Source organism: Mesobacillus maritimus (assembly GCF_044803185.1).
GTDB lineage: Bacteria > Bacillota > Bacilli > Bacillales > Cytobacillaceae > Mesobacillus_B > Mesobacillus_B maritimus_B.
On the sequence record NZ_CP085225.1, the window covers coordinates 1,457,228 to 1,477,895 of the forward strand.

Below are 20,668 nucleotides of genomic sequence, written 5' to 3' on the forward strand. Positions count from 1 at the left end.
GGATTGTCCCTTTATTTACAAATAATTATGTGAAGTATTGAACAAACTGTGAACGATTTTAAGGAGGAAGAAAAATGGGTGTTTATTATGTGCCAAGTACGAATCTGATGGGTATTGGATGTTTAAAAGAATTAGCTCCTTTAATTAATGATTTAGGATATAAAAAAGCACTAGTGGTGACAGATCAATTTTTAAGTCAGTCCGGAATTGCTGGAAAAGTACTAGCTGAACTAGATTCAATACAACTTGATTATGTTGTTTTTGATGATGTAAAACCAAATCCTACCGTTGAAAATGTATACGCAGGCTATGATGTCCTTCAAACCAATCAATGCGATTTTATTATTTCGATTGGTGGTGGTTCTCCACAGGATGCAGCGAAAGCAATGGGCCTATACGCAACAAATGGGGGAGATTTACGCAACTATGAAGGTGTGGGGAAAACGAAGAATAAATCTCTTCCAATTGTCGCGGTCAATACAACAGCAGGAACTTCTAGTGAATTTACGATTAACTATGTAATCACTGATAAAGAGCGCGAAGTGAAAATGGTAATGGTGGATAAAAACAGTCTTGTCACGATTTCTGTGAACGATCCAGAATTAATGGTTGATAAACCAGCCTCATTGACCGCAGCGACTGGAATGGACGCGTTAACCCATGCGATTGAAGCGATTGTTACACCTGGTGCCTATGCGGTCACAGATGCAACGGCACTGGCAGCGGTTGAATTGGTGTTTAATTATTTGCCTCGTGCTGTGAAAAATGGACATGACCTCGAAGCGCGTGAACAGATGACCTACGTGATGTTCTTAGGTGGAATTGCCTTTAATAATGCGGGTCTTGGCTATGTCCACGCCATGGCTCATCAGCTTGGTGGTGTTTATGACTTGCCGCACGGTGTATGCAATGCGATGCTTCTGCCGATTGTTGAAAGAGAAAATGCAAAGCGTGATCCAAGGAAATTCCGTGCAATTGCCAAAGCAGCTGGAATTTCTGTTGAAGGGAAAACCGATGAGCAATGCGCAGAAGAAGTGATCGAGGCGATTAAGTCGCTAGCAAAAGAAGTCGGAATCCCAACGAAACTTTCTGAGCTAGGTGTGACCGAAGTGGATTTAAATAAACTAGCCGATAATGCTTTAAAGGATGCATGTGCACCAGGAAACCCATTCATGCCTACAAAAAAAGAAACCATTGCGATGTTTGAGGAGATTTTATAATAATAAAAATCATGCGGTACTTCCAGGAAACCTTATGGGAGTATCGTTTTGTTTTTATTCAGGGAGGATTTAGTCGAGAATTAAAAGCAAGCGGTTGAGTGACAGAGGCACTGTTTTCAGTGATTGATGTTTGATTTCCTTGTCAATCAAAATTGAAACCTATTCTAGTTTCAAAACGTTAATATAAATATTAAACAGATGGAGCTGAAAAGGATGGAGTCTAGGGACCAATTATTAAAAGAGTTAAGTTTGATAGAGAAGTGGGAAAAGGATCAAAAAGGGCTATGGTTTTGGGAACGTCTTGGTCGTCTCCCTTTTAAAATGCTCGATATGCTTACGCCGAAATTCATTCAGGATAAAATCGGGACCTTGTTAGACGAGTTGGGAAGTTATATTCAAACCGGTGGACAATATCTGTCCAGTGAAAAATCTATTTTTCATTTTATTGAAAAAAAGACAGGTCAACAAATCAACCAGTTGGCTGATATTCAGGACATTCCTGTTTTGGTGATGAAGCAGGCTGCGCTTGACCTTGGGGAACAACGAAAAAAGGTTGCGACCGTTCAGGGAGCTAGTACAGGGATTGGCGGTATTTTTACCCTAGCCATCGATATTCCAGCTGTGCTTGGAATTTCCTTAAAAACGTTACAGGAAATCGCGATGATTCACGGCTATGATCCGAATGACAAGGCAGAAAGGGTTTTTATCATTAAATGCCTGCAATTCTCATCAGCTGATGTGGTTGGTAAACAAGCGATTATAAATGAACTCTCCGACTATGGTAAAAGTGACAAGCAAACGCGGGAAGCGATTTCCCAGCTACAAGGATGGCGCGAAGTCACGGTAACCTTTACGGAACAATTTGGGTGGAAGAAATTATTTCAAATGATTCCGGTTGCTGGCATTCTTTTTGGAGCCTTCGCCAACCGTTCGATGATTAGCGATCTAGCAGAAACCGGCACAATGCTTTATCAAAAACGGAGGATCGTTGAAAGACTTGGGGAAGGTGGGGATGGGGAATGAACCACACTGCCTGTTGGTGCCCCTTCTTCTATTACTTCTACCTAGATAGGTCATCAATACTGAGTATTGGAGACCTTTCTACTGTTCTTTTAACCAAGATAGGTCATCAATACTGGGTATTGGAGACCTTTCTACTATTCTTTCGACCAAGATAGGTCACCAACACAGGGCATTCGTGCCCCTTCTGCTGCTCTAGACTCATGTTCAGTGACCATAGTAAGGAAACATCGACAAGTATGGGAACTGAGAAGCTTCGTCAATGCCTATAGTAAGGAAACATCGACAAGTATGGGAACCGAGAGACCCTGTCAATGCCCATAGTCCTGATATTTCAGCGAGTATGGGAACTGAGAGGACCTGTCAATGCCCAAAGTCAGGAAGCAACAGCGAGTATGGGAACTGAGAGGACCTGTCAATGCCCATAGTAAGGAAGCAACAGCGAGTATGGGAACCGAGAGACCCTGTCAATGCCCATAGTAAGGAAACATCAGGGAGTATGGGAACTGAGAGGCCGTGTCAATGCCTATAGTAAGGAAACCCCAGTGAGTATGGGAACTAAGACCCCCTCAATGCCCATACTAGGTTCTTTAAAAATTATAGGCAAAGAGCCTGCTCGTTCGAGGTTCTCTGGAAAAACAATTCTTCGTGTTATTCCCTCATTCACCACCATTACCACCATGACAAAAAATTAAATAGAGGAAAACAGCCAGGAAAATAGAATAGTAGTGTAAGCGCTTTCTATACTTCTCTGTTATAACTTCTAAATAGATTTTAGGAGGTAGATTGATTAGTGACAAGGAATCAAGAAGCTCGAGTTTTTGATGCTGTAGTGGTTGGGGCAGGTTTTTCAGGTTTGTATATGCTTCATCGTCTGAGAGAGTTAGGTTACTCTGTTCGCGTCTATGAGGCGGGGGAGGATGTTGGTGGGACATGGTATTGGAACCGTTATCCAGGCGCTCGCTGTGACATTGAAAGTATCTACTATAATTATACTTTCTCAGAAGAGTTGCGAAATGAATGGACATGGTCATCCCGTTATGCGGAACAACCAGAGATTCTTCGCTACATAAACTTTGTCGCAGATAAGCTAGACCTACGTCGAGACATTCAGTTCAAGACACGCATCACAAGTGCTACTTTTAATGAAAAGAACAAAAATTGGGACATCCAGACTGGCGATGGCAACACAATCACAGCGAAATATTTCATCACAGCGTTAGGCTGCCTCTCAGCCTCCAATACTCCAAACTTCAAAGGCATGGATCGTTATAAAGGAGAATTGTATCATACGGGAAAGTGGCCACATCAGAAAGTAGATTTTAAAGGAAAGAAAGTCGGAATCATTGGAACGGGTTCCAGTGGAATTCAGGCGATTCCCGTTATTGCCCAAGAAGCAGAACATCTTATCGTATTTCAACGCACACCTCAGTATAGCTCCCCAGCAGAAAATCATTCTTACGGCCCAGAATTTCTTCAAACAATAAAAGAGAATTATCATAAAATTAAGCAGCAAATGATTGCCTCTATGCATGGAGTCCCATCGATTCCAAGAGACACTCCGGCGCTAGACGCCTCACCAGAGGAACGCCAGCGAGTGTACGAGGAGGCATGGGAAAAGGGTGGACTTTTTACCCTGATGTATACCTACAATGATCTTGGCTTTGTAGAGGAAGCGAATGATACGGTCGCAGAATTCGTCCGTTCTAAAATCGCCCAGACCGTTGAGGACCCTGAGGTGGCTGAAAAGCTAATGCCATCCTACTATTATGGGACAAAGCGGCCGATTATTGACACAAATTACTTCCAAACGTACAACCGAAAGAATGTCACCCTTGTGGATATCAAGTCCAATCCTATTGAAGAGTTGACCCCAGAAGGATTAAGGACGACAGAAGCCGAGTATGAATTTGATGCCCTTGTATTTGCCACAGGATTTGATGCGATTACCGGTCCATTTTTTAAAATTGATATTCGTGGCAAAGATGGAATCTCTCTTAAAGAGAAGTGGGCAGGAGGCGCTGATTTAAAAACATACCTTGGAATCGCAACGGCAGGTTTTCCAAACATGTTCATGATTACTGGACCTCAAAGCCCATCGGTGTTAAGCAATATGTTGGTTTCGATTGAACAGCATGTAGAATGGATTGCCGATTGTATCGAATACCTTCGTGAAAATAATCTAGAAACCATTGAGGCGATTGCTGAGGCAGAAATGGCTTGGAGCCAGCAATGTAAGATCATTGCCGAAATGTCGCTTGCTACGAAAACAGATTCTTGGTATATGGGCGCAAATATTGAGGGGAAACCAAGAGGTTTTATGGCTTTTCTTGGAGGAGTGGGGCTTTACCGTCAAATTTGTGATGATGTAGCCGCCAAGGAGTATGAAGGGTTTTCTGTTTCAACTTCTTCTAAAATTTTGCCTAAAGAGAGAAAGAAACTAAATAATCTGGAGGGAACAGTTATGACAAAGCTTGATCCACAGGCGAAATTTTTATTAGACCAAATGGCGGCCGCTGGTGGTCCAGCAATGGAGACACTGTCACCTGAAGAAGCAAGACTTTCGGCTGATTTTAGTGCGATGGCCGGAATACCAGAAGAAGTAGGAAAGGTAGAAGACAGAAGAATTCCGGGACCAGGTGGTGAAATCCCTGTTCGTATATATACACCAGTTGGCGAAGGTCCTTTTCCAGCTTTGGTTTATTATCATGGCGGAGGCTGGGTCATTGGCAATCTCGACACCGTTGAAGTTCCATGTCGCCTCTTAACCAATCGGGCCAATTGTGTGGTCATCTCGGTCGATTACCGACTAGCACCAGAGCATAAATTCCCGGCAGCTGCTGAAGATGCTTATGCCGCTGTTCAATGGGTAGTCGACAATGCTTCTAGTATTGGGGTAGATTCCACAAGGTTAGCCGTTGGCGGGGACAGTGCCGGAGGGAATCTAGCAGCGGTTGTCGCACTGATGGCAAAAGACAAAGGCGGGCCGTCCATCGCCTATCAAATGTTGATTTATCCAGTAACGAACCACAATTTTGACACTCAATCCTATAAGGAAAACGCAGAGGGCTACTTTTTAACGAAGGACACTATGGAATGGTTCTGGAATCATTATCTTCGGAATGAAGAGGACGGTAAAAATCCATACGCTTCACCGCTTCTCGCAGAAGATTTAAGCGGCCTACCGCCTGCACTTGTGATTACAGGAGGATTCGATCCACTGCGTGACGAAGGCGAGGCCTATGCCGAACGATTAAAAGCAGCGGGTGTTACGGTTGAAGCTACTCGTTATGACAGTATGATTCATGGATTTTTCTGGCTGCCAGGCATGTTACTACAAGGCGATAAAGCCATCCATCAAGCAGCAAATACATTAAGGGAGGCATTTAGTTCGGTGGAAACATCTAGGTAATGATTTTTTTAAGGACGCTGGGTCAGTACCTCACTTCATTAAAACGTTAATGGAGCGGGGGACTGACCCCGTTTTTGGCCCCGTTTTTACCATAAATGCACAGTGAACCTACCCTATGTTAGTGAAATGAGCGTCATTTCTTGGCCTCTTTTTCCTTCAAGTGTTAGTGTTGCCGTTTTTCCTTGCAGGTTAAACAATTCATTTACGAGATTGCCTGAGGCCTTCGCTGCATATGTATTGCCATCGTTTGTGATAAAACGAAAAGTTCCGTTACGGTCGATTCCAGTAATTTGAGCTGTGATCTTTAATTGATTAGTAGTTGCCGTGGTGCTCGATGGTATTTTGATAGTTTGACCGATTTTCAGTTTCGTCGGATCAATTGTTTGATTTAGTTCTTGAATAGAAGAGACCGATATCCCAAATGCTTTCGCGATTTTTGTAAAAGTGTCTCCTCTTTTTATGATATAAGTAGAAGAATCGGTATTCGTTTGTGTCTTTACAGTGGGAGTTGGGCCAACTGTCGAAGAGACCTGGATTTTTTGACCGATTCTCAACTTTGTTGGGTCTACTGTTGGATTAAGTTTTTGGATGGAAGAGACTGAGACGCCAAACGCTTTCCCGATTTTTGTAAAGGTGTCCCCGCTTTTTACTATGTAAACCGATGAATCGGTAATGGTTTGATTGTTTTTATATGTATCGTTTTGACTCATATCTTTTATGGGCTCGTTCGTAGTTAAATAGGTTTCACTAACAAAGGCTGGTTTACCATTTAGAAAAATTTTAGCCCACCCGTTCATAGATGATTGCACAAAAACAGGATCATGTAATTGTAACGTCCCTAATACAGGACTGCTCGTGGAAGCTGCTTCTCTGATTCTTAACGATGAAGCTGTTACATACATTCTTTTTTCTTGAGATAGGTTGCTAGTTGTTTGGGTTGATTTTGAGCCACCTGTAAGATAATTGGCACTTACGTAATAAACTCTGCCTTGGTTTAAAATGGCAGCCCACCCATTTTCAATAAATGACACTTTGACTACATCTTCTTTTTTATATTTTCCAACAATACTGCTATTAGTAGTTGGCTTAGACCGAATATTTAGGATGGATGCAGTTACAGTTTTGTCCTGTACTTTTGGTAATAGAATTTTTTTGCCGTTAAATGAAGAAAGCCCGTTCGCATCTAATATCTGTTGTGCCGTAACTCCGTGTTCTTGGGCAATCACTTCAAGTTTATCGCCACTTTTTACTGCATAAGTGTATTCCGGAACAAATGCTGAGGTTGAGGTGGATGCAAAAAATCCAAAAACAACGGTAAATATCCCTGAAACTATCAGTTTTTTTAGAGGCTGTTGCTGAATCCAATGATGAACCTGTAACACGTATGTATTCCAATTTTCGCGAATATCTTTTAGGAATCCTTTCACATCTAACACATTACGAATATCAAAGGAACTTAAGTTATGATAATACTCACGTTTTTCCATTCTCGAAGTAAAAACTGGCTCTCTTCTTGTTAGCTTGTTCTTTCCGTGAGTTTCTCTCCTAATCCTTGTTAATTCTCCATTAACGAATAATTCCTGCGTCATAATACCATTTCTCCTACTCTCTCTTTATTTTTATATAGGGATATGTAATGGCGACTCCTTAAACCTTCTCTTTAACGAAATGACAGTCATCCTCTGTTTTGTTCTCCCCCTTATTATCATTCGAAGGTTAATGTCATTTTTTGTCGCAAATTTGTTTTATTAAAAAAATATTTGTAATAAGTAAGAAATAAATAGAAGGGAAGGGGCACAGTAAATATATTTTCCGATATGCGACTGAGAACGCTTGCTGAGTCAGGAGGATAAATGAAAGAAACAGTCTTTAGGATGATAAGCTCATTCTTCGGAAACAAAAAAGTAAAGAAATAGCCCCATCCTATCGGTGGATGGGGAGAAGGCTATCCTGTATACGGGTAAGTTTTGATTAGTATGTCCATGTCAAAAAATAGAATATGGAGTCATTTTCTTTGACCAATACTCCTTAGCAATTTTTATGAAATCATTTGCTGCATGACTCAGGTAACTTCCTTTTTTGTAACTTGCATATATTTCCCATACTGGATGTTGATTGAGTGAAAAATAGGAGACCTGGGAGCTGTCTTTGGCATAGGTAATGGGAAAGATGGAACAACAGATGCCTTCTTCGACCATATTAAATAGATTATGACAGCTTCGTGTTTCCAAAAGAATATGGGGAGATACGTTTTCTTCTATAATAAGATGATCATATAATTCTCTTAGCGTAGAGCCTTTTTGCATGATAGCAAAAGAGTCACTTTCCAAGTCTTTTAAGCTGATTTTCGGAAGCTTTTCGCCAATCTTTCCTCCTAGCTTTCCAAGAGGATGGGTGTTAGGGACACCCAAAATAATTTCTTCCGAACAGATATGGATATACTCATCATTGGATTTCTGAAAATCCTGTAATGTTAAGAACCCAATGTCAAGATTCCCCATAGAAACTTCTTCTTGTTGTTTCCTGACAGCCAGTTCAATCGTTTCAATTTTAATAGTAGGATACTTTTTATAAAAAGTTGGATAGATGGCCGCAAACATTTCTGGACCACGTTCTGGGGTTAATCCGATGACCAATTTCCCTTTTTTTACATCAATGATATCGTTGATGGTGTTGTAGGTATCTTTTTTGATATGGACGATTTTTTTTGCATTTTCAATATACACTTTCCCAACATCCGTCAGTTGCCAATTCGTTCTCGAGCGAACGAACAGCTGTGTTCCAAGCTCTTTTTCTAGCCGTAACAGCTGTTGATTTAAAGCTGACTGCGTGATATAAAGTTTTTCCGCGGCTTTCGTTATATTGTTCTCTTCGGCGATTTTGATGATATATTCTATCTGTTTGATATCCATGGAAAATGCTCCCTATTACTCTTAATTTTTCTTAGAGAAGTCTAAAAGTTAACACTTTTACTTTTAGATAGTTTCAGATTACGATGTTTTTAAGGAAAGTACAACCTGGATATGAGGAGGAATAGCCATGGGTTTCAATCATTTTATTAAAATACATGAAAATGATAACGTTTCCATTACTGTAAATGCCATTTCAGCAGGGACTGTCATCATGGATGATGTCGTTGCGAACGAGAATATTCCCCAAGGTCATAAAATTGCTTTAGTAGATATTGCAGAAGGCGAGGCCATCATCCGATATGGAGTGATTTTAGGATTTGCCATACAATCCATCCGTAAAGGTGATTGGATCAATGAGAATATGCTACAGCTTCCAACTCCACCTTCACTAGATGAAATGGAATTTGCAACCAATCTGGTAACCGATTTGCCTGAGCCACCTGTAAAAACATTTATGGGGTATCCTCATCCAAACGGTGGGTTTGCAGGCACGAGAAATATATTGGGCATCATCACAACGGTACAATGTGTGACTGGTGTTTTAAATAATGCCGTAAAAAGAATCAAACAAGAATTACTTCCACTTTATCCGAATGTAGACGATGTTGTCGCCATTAATCATGCCTATGGCTGCGGAGTGGCGATCAATGCCCCGGAAGCCGCTATTCCAATTCGAATGATGCGGAACATGGTCAAACACCCCAATTTTGGTGGAGAAACAATGGTGATTTCATTGGGGTGTGAGAAACTCACATTAGAAATGCTATTAGACGAACAAGAGATTTTACCCGAAAATGTGTTGATTTTACAAAATGTAAACGGCCATGATGCAATCGTTGCGGAAATGATGTCGATGGCAGATTCAAAACTAAAAAAATTAAATGAACGTAAGCGTGTGGAACTTCCTCTTTCCGATTTATGTATCGGGTTACAGTGTGGGGGAAGTGATGCTTTTTCTGGTGTGACAGCCAATCCAGCTGCAGGCTATGCGGCTGATATGTTCGTTCAAGCTGGTGCGACTGTGATGTTTTCGGAAGTCACCGAAGTTCGCGATGGTGCACATATTATTGGGGAACGGTGTGTGAACGAGGAAGTTGGTAGAAAGCTAGTATCTGAGATGAAGTGGTATGATCAATATTTAGAGAAGGGCCAAGTAGATAGAAGTGCCAACCCTACTCCCGGAAATAAAAAAGGCGGATTATCCAATATTGTAGAAAAAGCGATGGGTTCGATTGCGAAGTCAGGTACTTCTCCAATTGTTGAGGTGCTTTCACCTGGGGAAAGGCCAACGAAAAAAGGGATGATTTTTGCAGCAACCCCTGCAAGTGATTTTGTATGTGGCTCATGTCAATTATCGAGTGGAGTTACACTGCAAGTATTCATGACAGGACGCGGTACACCATATGGTTTGGCAGAGGCACCCGTGATTAAGGTGTGCAGTCGTAATAATTTGAAAGATATGTGGGGAGATTTAATTGACGTGAATGCGGGTCCGATAGCCACAGGAGAGGCAACCATTCAAGAAATTGGGACTTTGCTATTTCATGAAATGATTGAGGTTTCAAGTGGCCGAAAGCAATGTTTGGCAGAAAAATATGAGCTTCATAACGATTTTACTATTTTCAATCCAGCTCCGATAACTTGATGAGATTTTGATAGTGTGACAATTTATCGAAACTACTGTATGCAATCGTACAGTAGTTTTTAATTTTCCAACATTGATGTAGGTTTCTGTCGGTTTTTAGGGTAATATTGAGTAAATATTTATTGAAAACAGGGGGGATGGTAGATGAGAATTACTTCTGAGTTAGCACACCCGATTATTTTAAGGCTTAAGGCTCTATTAGACTATAATATTAATATTATGGATGAAGAAGGGTTAATTGTAGCAAGCACGGACCCAAACAGAATGTATCAAATACACCAAGGGGCCTTAAAGGTGATTAAAACAGAAGAACAAATCGTCATCTACCCTGTTGACGAAAGCTTGTATTTAGGTTCAAAGCCCGGAGTCAACCTGCCAGTGAAACGTCAAGACCAGATTGTTGGAGTAATCGGAGTTACAGGCCATCCAGATGAGGTCATGAAGTTTGCCACAATTTTAAAAGTCACCGTTGAAGTCATGCTGCAAGAGATGGAGTTACTTAGTAAACTTCACTATGAGAATAAGATAATGGAGAACTGGGTATTAGACCTTGTTCATCCTTATGAATTAAACTACGCAAAACTCGAAGCAGATGGAAAGCATTATTTAGACCTGAATTTTGAAGAAGAAATCTCCGTTTTCCTTATTCGTTTTCCAGATTTAAATAGACGAAATGTAGGCGGAAACAATAGCGTGCCATTAAAAAAGGACCAACGTTTGAATCAAATTAGAGCCCTTATTCCAAAGATTTCCTTTTCAGCCTTTCTTGATGATGAGCATTGTTTAATCGGAATCCCTCATATGAAAGAAAATTATCCTTCAGTTGCTCGGTCCATTAAGGGCTATTTCACGAGCCATAAGCTGACTGTTCAAATAGCAATTGGGCATGCTTATCGTGGAATTAACGGCTATCGTAAGTCTTATTTAGAGGCTTCTGATAGTTTGAGGCTGTTGGACAAGTTCCCTAATGACGATCAGATTGCCCATATTTCCGAGTGGGGATTTGTTAACCTTCTTCAACAAGTACCGAAAGATCGGTTAGAAAGTTTTCATGAACAATATTTAGGGGGAAAGCAGTGTCTGAATGAGGAACAATTAGAGACATTAAAGGCGCTGTTTGATCATGATCTAAATATGAAGCATACTGCCGAAGCACTTCATATTCACCGGAATACATTGTTGTACCGTTTGTGTAATATTGACAAACAAACAGGCTTAGATCCAAAAAGTTTCCATGATGCGATGATTCTAAGGATTCTAATGGTGGTTGAAAAAATCACTGATAATTAGAAATAGTGCAAATGCACAATTTCTAAATCTAAAAAACTAGAAAACTTTGTGTAAGGCTCCGATGAAAACGCATTCATAAATATAGTTTAATAAAGATGTACTTAATACTCTTAGAAAAAGGTGGGGAAAATGAAAATCGTCATTGCTCCCGATTCCTTTAAAGGTAGTCTCACAGCTTTAAAGGTTGGGACCATTATCAAAGAAGCATTTAGTAAAGAACTCCCAGATGTAGACTTAGAAGTTATTCCCATGGCCGATGGAGGTGAGGGAACACTAGATACACTCATCTTTGCGACGAATGGAATCCGTGAAAAGCTAACCGCTTCAGGTCCTCTCTTAAATCCAGTTGAGACAGAGTATGGAGTTTTAGGGGACAATAAAACGGCTGTGATTGAAATCGCTGCTGTATCCGGATTGCCAATGGTCCCACCGAACAAACGGAACCCAATCTATACATCAACATATGGAATCGGTGAAGTCATCAAAAAGGCCCTGGAAGATGGCTATCGTGAATTGGTCGTAGGACTTGGGGGAAGCTCAACCAATGATGGTGGACTTGGAATGCTTCAAGCCCTTGGTGCTAGATTCTTAGATGAAAACGACGAATTATTGGCTCCGTTTGGAAGCGCTATCTTCAAGGTAAAACGTGTAGATTTTACCGACCTGCATCCATTGCTGAAGGAGGCAAAATTTACAATCGCTAGTGATGTAAACAATCCGTTAACCGGACCGAATGGTGCAACGTATGTTTTTGGACCACAAAAAGGCATACAAGAAACAGAGCTTGAAGCTTTTGATTTAGCAATGGAAAGATATGCGAGTTTAGTAGAGAATCAAGTCGGATTAGACCTGAAAGATCAGGAAGGTGCAGGAGCCGCGGGTGGGTTAGGATTTGCTTTCTTAATCCTCAATGCAAAAATTGAATCTGGTTCACAGATTGTCGCAGACGCAACAGGATTACAAGAAAAAATCGTGAATGCCGATTTTGTGATTACCGGCGAAGGACAAAGTGATTATCAAACCTTACTCGGAAAGGTTCCGTCTTTTATCTCGAGCATTGCGAAAGAAGCAGGTGTGAAGACCATCCTTCTTTCTGGCAGTTTAGGAAAAGGGTATGAAGCTTTATATGACCATTTTTTAAGTTGTCACTCAATCGCAACAGGACCTATGAGTTTAGGAGAATGTATGGAAAATGCTGAAATTCTTCTATATAACCAGGCGAGAAATATTGCTTTATTGATAAAAGGAATTTCGGAAGATTGTCAGAATCAAGTTTCCAACTAGAAGTCATTTCATACTTTACTAATCGTAAGCGTTTACACTAATCTGTGTTAGGAGGGTAATAAAATGAAAAAGATTTGGGTATTTGCACTAATTTTAATGTTGGGTACGGTACTAGCTGCTTGTGGTGGCAGCTCAGATGTTTCAAATGAAGCAGAAGGTTCTGATGATTCGAAAGTAGATGTCTCTAGGGTCAGGGTGTTAATTGGATCAAGCTCTACTGGTGGAGATACTTATCAAAACGCAGATGCTGTTACTAGATATTTGGAGAAAGAACTAGACACCAATATGAAAGTGGATGCAGTTGGTGCTAATCGTGCGTTTGATGAACTTGCAAAGGCAAAAAATGATGGTAGTACGGTTATGTTCTTCCATGATATGTCCTATCTAGGGGTAGAGTATGGTAGTTTCCCAGAAGAATATTCATTAGATAATTGGAAAGTTGGACCAATTGTTGCAATAAATCCAGGGAATGTTTTCTTAGCAAAAGCAGATGCACCTTTTAACACAATGGTAGAGGCTGCTGAATGGTTAAAGGCAAATACAGATGAAACACTCACGGTTGCAATTGAAGCAGGTGGCGTTTCCCAAATTAGTTTTGATGGTTTCTACATCTGGGCTAAAGATACTTATGGCGAGGAAGTATCTAGTCGAATTAAAGCTTATATCACTGGTTCCCAAAGTGACAAGGATCAGGCTTTATGGGATGGAAATGTTGATATCATTCATGGAGCAATCTCATCCAATGTTCAATACACTGAAGATGGTGTCGAAGATAAAATTAAAATGAAATTTTTAGGAGTTACTTCAAAAGAACGAGTGGAAGGCTATGATATTCCAACCTTTGCTGAGCAAGGCATTAAAGTGAATGGACAAGATTTTGTGTTCGCAAAAGAATACTTCTTCTTACTTCCAAAGGATATTGATGAAAGTTTCGCAAGCAAGTTAGATCAAGGAGCGGCAAAAGTCGTTGGAAATGCGGACTATGCAAAGGATTTGGGTGTTAACGCTTTCTATGTAAATCACTACTCTTTGGAAGAATCTCAAGCCTATTTAACTGAAAAAAGAGACTTCATGAGATATATCATTGAAAATGGTGCTGATTTAAACGAAATTACAGCCAATTAATTAAATTATGAGGAAGTATCACGATTTGAAGTGATTCTTCCTCATCTCCACCTAGCAAAAATGGACTGAAGATGGGAGCAGGTGAGATCATGAAAGAATTGTTAACAATCGATATTAAATACGATGAATACCATATCATTTTTCCGAAGATTATCATGGGTATTCTCATTTTATTAGTAGTATTGATGTTAATTAAGGCCCTAGTAAAAAAAGTAAGAGATGGTGGTTTGACTCAGTTCAAATTTAAATTCTTTGAGGAAAACTTTGACAAATTGAAACTGTTTGGAACTATTGGGCTCATTGTTGTGTATGTGTTCTTCTTGGAGATTATTGGTTTTATTGCTTCTAGCATTGTATTCATGTTCTTGTTAACGATTTTGTTAAGAGGGAACTTCCAACGAAATACGATCGTTATTTCCGTTATAAACTCTGTTACAACCTCTGTATTGGTTTGGTTTTTCTTTGGATACTTATTCGATATCACTTTACCGTAAAAGGCGGTGACCATTCATGGAAGCGTTTGAAATATTAACGCCATTATCAATTATCCTATGTATACTGGGGGTCTTTGTTGGAATCATCTTTGGGGCAATCCCAGGAATGACGGCAACAATGGCAATTGCAATTTTCCTACCAATCACCTATGCATTGGATTTAATCGACTCTCTTGGCTTGTTATTAGGTTTATATGTTGGGGGCATTAGTGGTGGCTTAGTCCCTGCAATTCTAATGAATATTCCTGGAACTCCTTCTTCCATTTGTACGACCTTTGATGGTTATCCAATGACCCAGAAAGGTCAAGGGGAAAGTGCATTAAAGGTTGGAATTACGGCCTCACTTATTGGAGGGGTATTCAGCTTAGCGATTTTATATTTCTTTGCACCGGTCTTAGCATCCGTGGCGATTGACTTTTCATCCGTTGAAAAGTTCTTGATTATCTTATTTGCTTTAACGGTGATTGCATCACTTTCAAGTGGCAGTTTACTTGGCGGAATCTTCAGCGGATTTCTTGGTGTATTTATCAGCTTAATTGGTTTCTTTGCCGATAATAATCAACTACGCCTTGTCCCTTCTTTTCTCGAAAATGATTTGTATTATGGATTCGCCTTGCTTCCAGTCTTAATCGGCTTATTTGCCATCACGCAAATTCTTCAGGAAGCAGAAACAGGAATGAAAACAGCAAATCATCAAAAGTTTGAATTTGATAAAAAGGATAAGTTCTCTTTTAAAATTTTTAATGGGCAATGGATCAATACTTTACGTTCCTCTGCGATTGGTACCTTTGTTGGGATTCTACCGGGGGTAGGTGGAAGTGCTGCATCGATTCTCGCTTATTCTCAGACGAAAAACTTTTCAAAGAACCCTGACCGCTTAGGAAAAGGGGAGCCAGAAGGAGTTATTTCCAGTGAGGCTTCTAATAATGGACTTACTGGTGGGGCATTGATTCCACTACTATCATTAGGGATTCCAGGGGATAGTACAACGGCTGTATTAGTTGGAGCTTTCTTGCTTCAAGGAATCCAAGTAGGCCCACTTTTTATAACCCAAAATCCTGATTTGTGGAGTGGGATTGTATGGGCACTATTGGTTGCCAATATCGTTATGTTCGCTTTAATGTTCTTAGCCATCAAGTACATGGCAAAGATTGTTTTTGTACCAAAGCAAATCATTTATCCAATCATCATCGTGATGTGTGTGGTTGGGGCTTATGCAATCAATAATGGCGTATTATTTGATGTTTGGACGCTCGTACTATTTGGGCTTGCAGGTTTTGTATTTGCAAAGATTGGAATTCAGGTTGCTCCATTCTTAATCGGGTTTATTTTAGGGAAAGACTTAGAAAAATACTTTATTGACTCATTAAAAGGTAGCGGTGGAGATTTAACGATCTTTTTTACAAAAGGACCAATCGCGATTGTGCTTTGGGTACTCATCTTTGCATCGATTATTTTCTCACTCTATCAATCTTGGAAAAGTAAAAAAACAGGTAACGATATCAGAAATGCCGCTTAGGCGAGTAAGTAGATGAAATAGGAGGCTTTAATATGTTTCAACCGAAAGGAATTATCCCTGCATTAGTAACACCGATGGATCGTAATGGAAACTTGCTAGAGGATGGTCTTCGTCAGGTGATTGATTACACCATTGAGGGTGGAGTACATGGTGTGTTTGTCCTAGGAAGTACAGGCGAAATTTATGGATTAGATGCAAAACAAAAACAAAAGGTGTTAGAAATCACGGTTGATCAAGTGGCAGGGCGTGTTCCAATCTATGCCGGAGCGAGTGAAATTACCACGAAAGAGTGTATCAAGACAACGCAGCTAGCAGAAACGATTGGTGGTATTTCTGCAGTATCGGTCTTAACTCCATATTTCATTACACCGAATCAAGAGGAATTGAAGGAACATTATAAAGCGATTGCTGACTCTACGAATCTACCAATCATACTTTATGGGAACGATGAGAAAACGAATGTCAGTATCACTCCTGATACAGCTGTAGAACTTGCTGATGTCGAAAACATTGTCGCCATTAAAGATAGCAGTGGCGATATGACAAAGATGGGTGAGTATATCAGAAGGACTCGAGATAAGGAATTCACTGTATTAGCTGGCAGAGATACGTTGATTTTCGCAAATCTTTGTTACGGAGGCACAGGTGGGATTGCCAGTACAGGAAATGTCGCACCAGCGATTGTCTCTGGAATTTATGATGCCTATGTCGCAGGGGAATTTGAAAAAGCAAGAGAACTTCAATACAAACTGGCTCCATTACGTTTGGCCTTTGGGTTGGGAAGCTTCCCAGTTGTCATGAAAGAGGCTTTAAATCTTGTAGGAATCAATGCTGGAGTTACCCTAGGGCCTATAAATGAGATGAGTCCACAAAATAGAGAAAAGCTGATTCAAGTGTTGAAAGAATTAGATTTATATCAGGTTAGAGTCTAACGGAATTTTGAAGGTTACGAGATTATTATTAAAAATAATTAATAGGGGTGTTTAGATATGAAAGTCGGATTTATCGGATTAGGAATTATGGGCAAGCCAATGAGTAAAAACTTGATTAAAGCTGGATATGAATTAATCGTTCTCGATCGCAATCAAGCAGTAACAGATGAATTGGTAAGCTTGGGTGCAGATCTAGCTTTGCTACCAAGTGAAATCGCACAAAAGAGTGATGTGGTGATTACGATGCTTCCTAATTCCCCACATGTGAAAGAAGTAGCACTTGGTGAAAATGGCTTGATTGAAGGGTTTACAAAAGGAAAAGTGTTAATCGACATGAGTTCGATTGCTCCGCTTGCGTCTCAAGAAATTGCTGCAGCTCTTTTAGTGAAAGGGGTAGAAATGCTAGATGCCCCTGTTAGTGGTGGGGAACCAAAGGCAATCGATGGGACTCTTTCGGTAATGGTCGGCGGAAACAAAGAAGTGTTCGACCAATATTATGACTTGATGAAAGCAATGGCAGGATCTGTTGTGCATACTGGTAAAATTGGTGCGGGAAATGTAACGAAATTAGCGAACCAGGTCATCGTGGCTCTTAATATTGCAGCTATGTCCGAAGCTCTCGTATTGGCAACAAAAGCTGGTGTGGAACCAGAATTGGTGTATCAAGCGATACGTGGTGGGTTAGCAGGTAGCACCGTGTTAGATGCAAAGGCACCATTAGTGATGGATCGAGAGTTTAACCCAGGCTTCCGAATTGATTTGCATATTAAGGACTTACTGAATGCATTAGAAACGGGCCATGATGTGAGTGCTCCGCTGCCGTTAACAGCTTCCGTTCTAGAAATGATGCATGGATTGAAAGCAGATGGATACCAATTTGAAGATCACTCTAGTTTAGTTAAACACTATGAAAAATTAGCTAATGTTGAAGTTTCTAGGGAAAAGGTTCATTCATAATATCTATCTGGATTACATTCTACTGAAGATTTTTGAGGAGTGATCAAACAATGAGCTCAACCATGACAAAAGTAGGTACTACGCCAGTTATCACAGAAATGTCAGTCGTTCCGGTCGCTGGACATGATAGCATGCTCTTTAATTTGAGCGGAGCGCATGGTCCTTATTTTACAAGAAATATTGTCATCTTAAAAGATAGCAGTGGCAACACAGGTGTTGGGGAAGTTCCTGGCGGAGAAGGCATTCGCAAGACGTTAGAGGATGCGAAGGCACTGGTAGTCGGTGCTTCAATCGGCAATTATAATAATATCCTAAATCAAATGCGGAAAACCTTTTCGGACCGTGATTCGGGTGGTCGAGGATTGCAGACGTTTGATTTGCGAATTACCATCCATGCCGTAACGGCAGTTGAAGCCGCTCTATTGGATTTGCTAGGAAAGCATTTGAATGTTCCAGTTGCTGCCTTGCTTGGGGAAGGGCAGCAGCGTGACAAGGTTAAGACGCTAGGTTATTTATTTTACATTGGCGATCGCAATCGAACAGATCTTCCTTATTACAGCAATCCAGATAGTGAGGTTGAATGGTATCGCATCCGTCATGAAGAGGCGCTGACTGCAGAAGCAGTCGTTCGTCTAGCGGAAGCTTCCCAGGAACTTTATGGCTTTAAAGATTTCAAGCTAAAAGGTGGAGTTTTAGAAGGTAAGGAAGAAGTAAAAGCGATTCGTGCCTTGGCCGAAAGATTCCCTGATTCACGGATTACGTTGGATCCGAATGGTGCTTGGTCGTTAGAGGAAGCAGTGAGCCTATGTAAAGATTTACATGGAGTTCTTGCTTATGCGGAAGATCCTTGTGGAGCAGAAAATGGATACTCTGGTCGCGAAGTGATGGCTGAATTCCGTAGAAGAACGGGATTGCCTACGGCGACAAATATGATTGCGACCGATTGGAGACAAATGGGGCATACCATCTCCCTGCAGTCTGTTGATATTCCACTTGCGGACCCACACTTCTGGACGATGCAAGGATCAGTCAGAGTGGCGCAAATGTGTCATGAGTGGGGCTTAACATGGGGTTCTCATTCCAATAACCATTTTGATATTTCCTTGGCGATGTTTACTCATGTAGCGGCTGCTGCTCCTGGGGACATTACGGCCATCGATACACATTGGATTTGGCAAGAGGGCATTGAGCGCTTAACGAAGGAGCCAATGAAGATTGTTGACGGTCATATCGCCATTCCAGATAAGCCGGGATTAGGGATTGATGTGGATATGGACCAAATTGAAAAGGCACATGAGGTTTATAAAAATATGGGATTAGGTTCGCGCGATGATTCAGTTGCGATGCAATTCTATATTCCAAACTGGACCTTCAATAATAAGAAACCATGTCTTGTGCGTTAATATAAGAACGTCGAAATCCTCTAGTTTGAGCTGAGGATTTCGACGTTTTTTTACGTATGTAAATGATTTGAAAACAAGGGTATCTCTTTTAGCCTAGTAACAGCATCTCCTAGTATCGCTTCATTCTGGGTCAGCGCAATTCGCACGAAGCCTTCGCCCTCGCTTCCGAATGCACTCCCCGGTGTTACCACGATTCCGGCTTCATCGATTAATTTATACGCAAATTGAGTGGATGTAAAAGCCTTTGGCACTTTAGCCCAGACAAACATCGATGCCTTTGGTGACGTTACTTCCCAACCTAACTTATTTAAGCCACCGACGAGGACATCTCTTCGTTTTCTATAGATGCTGCGTAATTGTTCACTAAATTGAGCGGAGTTGTTCAAAGCTGCAATCGCTGCTTTTTGTACGGGTAAAAATATGCCATAGTCTAGATTGGACTTTAAGCGATTTAAACCATCTATGATTTGTTGGTTGCCGACCATGTAGCCAATTCGACAGCCAGCCATATTAAAACTTTTAGAGAGGGAATTAAATTCAGCGCCTACTTCTTTAGCGCCTTCAACAGATAAAAAACTAATCGGTTTATCTTCATAATAGAGCTCCGAATAGGCGAAATCATGAAGGACGATAATTTGATTTTCTTTTGCAAACTGAACGACTTCTTCAAAAAATTCCTTTGTGGCTAAGGCTGGAACTGGGTTTCCAGGGAAATTCAGAATCATTACCTTGGCTTTGTCACTAATCTCTTTAGGAATGTTGGATAAGTCCGGTAAAAAATGATTTTCTTCTCTCAACGGCATTTTATACGGGGACGCGCCAGCCAAAGAAATCCCTGCATCATATGCCGTATAGCCAGGGTCAGGAACAAGAATCATATCACCAGGATTGGTCAGCACCATCGGTAAATGGACGATCCCATCCTGAGAGCCCATCACTGTTAACACTTCATCATCAGCAGTAAGGTGAACACCAAATTGACGATGATAATAGTTGGTAATGGCTTGATGAAGCTCTAGGGTGCCGGTCAGCGAATAGCCATATTGATAAGGATCTTGCACACCTTTTTGTAATTCTTCCATAACAAAATCAGGAGGCGGCAAGTCAGGACTGCCGATACTGAGGTCGATTAGATTTTTTCCTTCTTGGATTTTGCGTTTCTTATAGTCTGCTAGTTCACTAAAGATGGATGTTTGAAAATCATTCATTTTATCTGACAAGGTTATGTTCAAAAGAAACCACTCCTTAATTTAAATAAGCAAAAATTAGTTGGTTTAAAAAATTTAAATATGGAAAACTATTTTATGTATATTGCTAATTTTACCACAACTTTTGGTACCTGACCCCCGGTGAGGGAAAGCGTTAGTGTGGTGTGGGTCAGACACCATCTTCTAGGTTTAAGGTGGATTCCTAGACATCGGCGTTCTTTTCGTTTTACGATTATGGGAGAGAGTT

Annotated in this window: 15 protein-coding genes; 12 read left to right on the forward strand and 3 right to left on the reverse strand. The window is 40.7% G+C overall.

All coding sequences use genetic code 11. The annotated features are described in order from the left end of the window. Nucleotides 1-74: 74 nt before the first annotated feature. The 3 genes from LG336_RS07035 (at nucleotide 75) to LG336_RS07045 (ending at nucleotide 5,652) form a co-directional block, all read left to right on the forward strand. Complete coding sequence (locus LG336_RS07035) at nucleotides 75-1,220, forward strand: iron-containing alcohol dehydrogenase (RefSeq protein WP_404331857.1); 1,146 nt, start codon at nucleotides 75-77, stop codon at nucleotides 1,218-1,220. A gap of 213 nt (nucleotides 1,221-1,433) precedes the next feature. Then, complete coding sequence (locus LG336_RS07040; protein WP_404331858.1) at nucleotides 1,434-2,243, forward strand: EcsC family protein; 810 nt, start codon at nucleotides 1,434-1,436, stop codon at nucleotides 2,241-2,243. Nucleotides 2,244-3,033: 790 nt separating this feature from the next. Further along, on the forward strand, nucleotides 3,034-5,652 hold the full coding sequence (locus LG336_RS07045; protein ID WP_404331859.1) for an alpha/beta hydrolase fold domain-containing protein: 2,619 nt from the start codon (nucleotides 3,034-3,036) through the stop codon (nucleotides 5,650-5,652). Between the two features lie 113 nt (nucleotides 5,653-5,765). On the opposite strand, the gene LG336_RS07050 is transcribed toward LG336_RS07045, so the two are convergent. Next, nucleotides 5,766-7,241 carry a LysM peptidoglycan-binding domain-containing protein gene (locus LG336_RS07050; protein ID WP_404331860.1) on the reverse strand — a complete coding sequence of 492 codons (1,476 nt, stop codon included), beginning with the start codon at nucleotides 7,239-7,241 and terminating at the stop codon, nucleotides 5,766-5,768. 396 nt (nucleotides 7,242-7,637) lie between these two features. Next, nucleotides 7,638-8,564 carry a LysR family transcriptional regulator gene (locus tag LG336_RS07055; RefSeq protein ID WP_404331861.1) on the reverse strand — a complete coding sequence of 309 codons (927 nt, stop codon included), beginning with the start codon at nucleotides 8,562-8,564 and terminating at the stop codon, nucleotides 7,638-7,640. A gap of 127 nt (nucleotides 8,565-8,691) precedes the next feature. Between LG336_RS07055 and garD the strand changes: the two genes are divergently transcribed. From garD to gudD, 9 genes are all read left to right on the forward strand, one after another. Beyond that, the gene (garD, locus tag LG336_RS07060; RefSeq protein WP_404331862.1) at nucleotides 8,692-10,209 is read left to right on the forward strand and encodes a galactarate dehydratase; all 1,518 of its coding nucleotides are present in this window, start codon (nucleotides 8,692-8,694) and stop codon (nucleotides 10,207-10,209) included. Nucleotides 10,210-10,353: 144 nt separating this feature from the next. Beyond that, nucleotides 10,354-11,499, forward strand: a complete 1,146-nt coding sequence (locus LG336_RS07065) for a CdaR family transcriptional regulator (protein WP_404331863.1) — start codon at nucleotides 10,354-10,356, stop codon at nucleotides 11,497-11,499. A 129-nt stretch (nucleotides 11,500-11,628) separates the two neighbouring features. Continuing rightward, nucleotides 11,629-12,783, forward strand: a complete 1,155-nt coding sequence (locus LG336_RS07070; protein WP_404331864.1) for a glycerate kinase — start codon at nucleotides 11,629-11,631, stop codon at nucleotides 12,781-12,783. A 63-nt stretch (nucleotides 12,784-12,846) separates the two neighbouring features. Next, nucleotides 12,847-13,908 (forward strand): tripartite tricarboxylate transporter substrate-binding protein, encoded by a 1,062-nt coding sequence (locus LG336_RS07075; RefSeq protein ID WP_404331865.1) that lies wholly within the window; start codon nucleotides 12,847-12,849, stop codon nucleotides 13,906-13,908. 89 nt (nucleotides 13,909-13,997) lie between these two features. After that, a complete protein-coding gene (locus LG336_RS07080) occupies nucleotides 13,998-14,402 on the forward strand; it encodes a tripartite tricarboxylate transporter TctB family protein (protein WP_404331866.1) in 405 nt (134 codons plus the stop codon). A gap of 16 nt (nucleotides 14,403-14,418) precedes the next feature. Then, the gene (locus tag LG336_RS07085) at nucleotides 14,419-15,921 is read left to right on the forward strand and encodes a tripartite tricarboxylate transporter permease (RefSeq protein ID WP_404331867.1); all 1,503 of its coding nucleotides are present in this window, start codon (nucleotides 14,419-14,421) and stop codon (nucleotides 15,919-15,921) included. A gap of 32 nt (nucleotides 15,922-15,953) precedes the next feature. Next, nucleotides 15,954-16,853 (forward strand): 4-hydroxy-tetrahydrodipicolinate synthase, encoded by a 900-nt coding sequence (gene dapA, locus LG336_RS07090; RefSeq protein WP_404331868.1) that lies wholly within the window; start codon nucleotides 15,954-15,956, stop codon nucleotides 16,851-16,853. 57 nt (nucleotides 16,854-16,910) lie between these two features. Beyond that, the gene (gene garR / locus LG336_RS07095) at nucleotides 16,911-17,810 is read left to right on the forward strand and encodes a 2-hydroxy-3-oxopropionate reductase (protein WP_404331869.1); all 900 of its coding nucleotides are present in this window, start codon (nucleotides 16,911-16,913) and stop codon (nucleotides 17,808-17,810) included. A 50-nt stretch (nucleotides 17,811-17,860) separates the two neighbouring features. Beyond that, nucleotides 17,861-19,213, forward strand: coding sequence for a glucarate dehydratase (gudD, locus tag LG336_RS07100; RefSeq protein WP_404331870.1), 1,353 nt, complete (start codon nucleotides 17,861-17,863; stop codon nucleotides 19,211-19,213). 50 nt (nucleotides 19,214-19,263) lie between these two features. Here gudD and LG336_RS07105 read toward each other — a convergent pair whose 3' ends face one another. After that, nucleotides 19,264-20,445, reverse strand: coding sequence for an LL-diaminopimelate aminotransferase (locus tag LG336_RS07105; RefSeq protein ID WP_404331871.1), 1,182 nt, complete (start codon nucleotides 20,443-20,445; stop codon nucleotides 19,264-19,266). Nucleotides 20,446-20,668 lie beyond the last annotated feature (223 nt).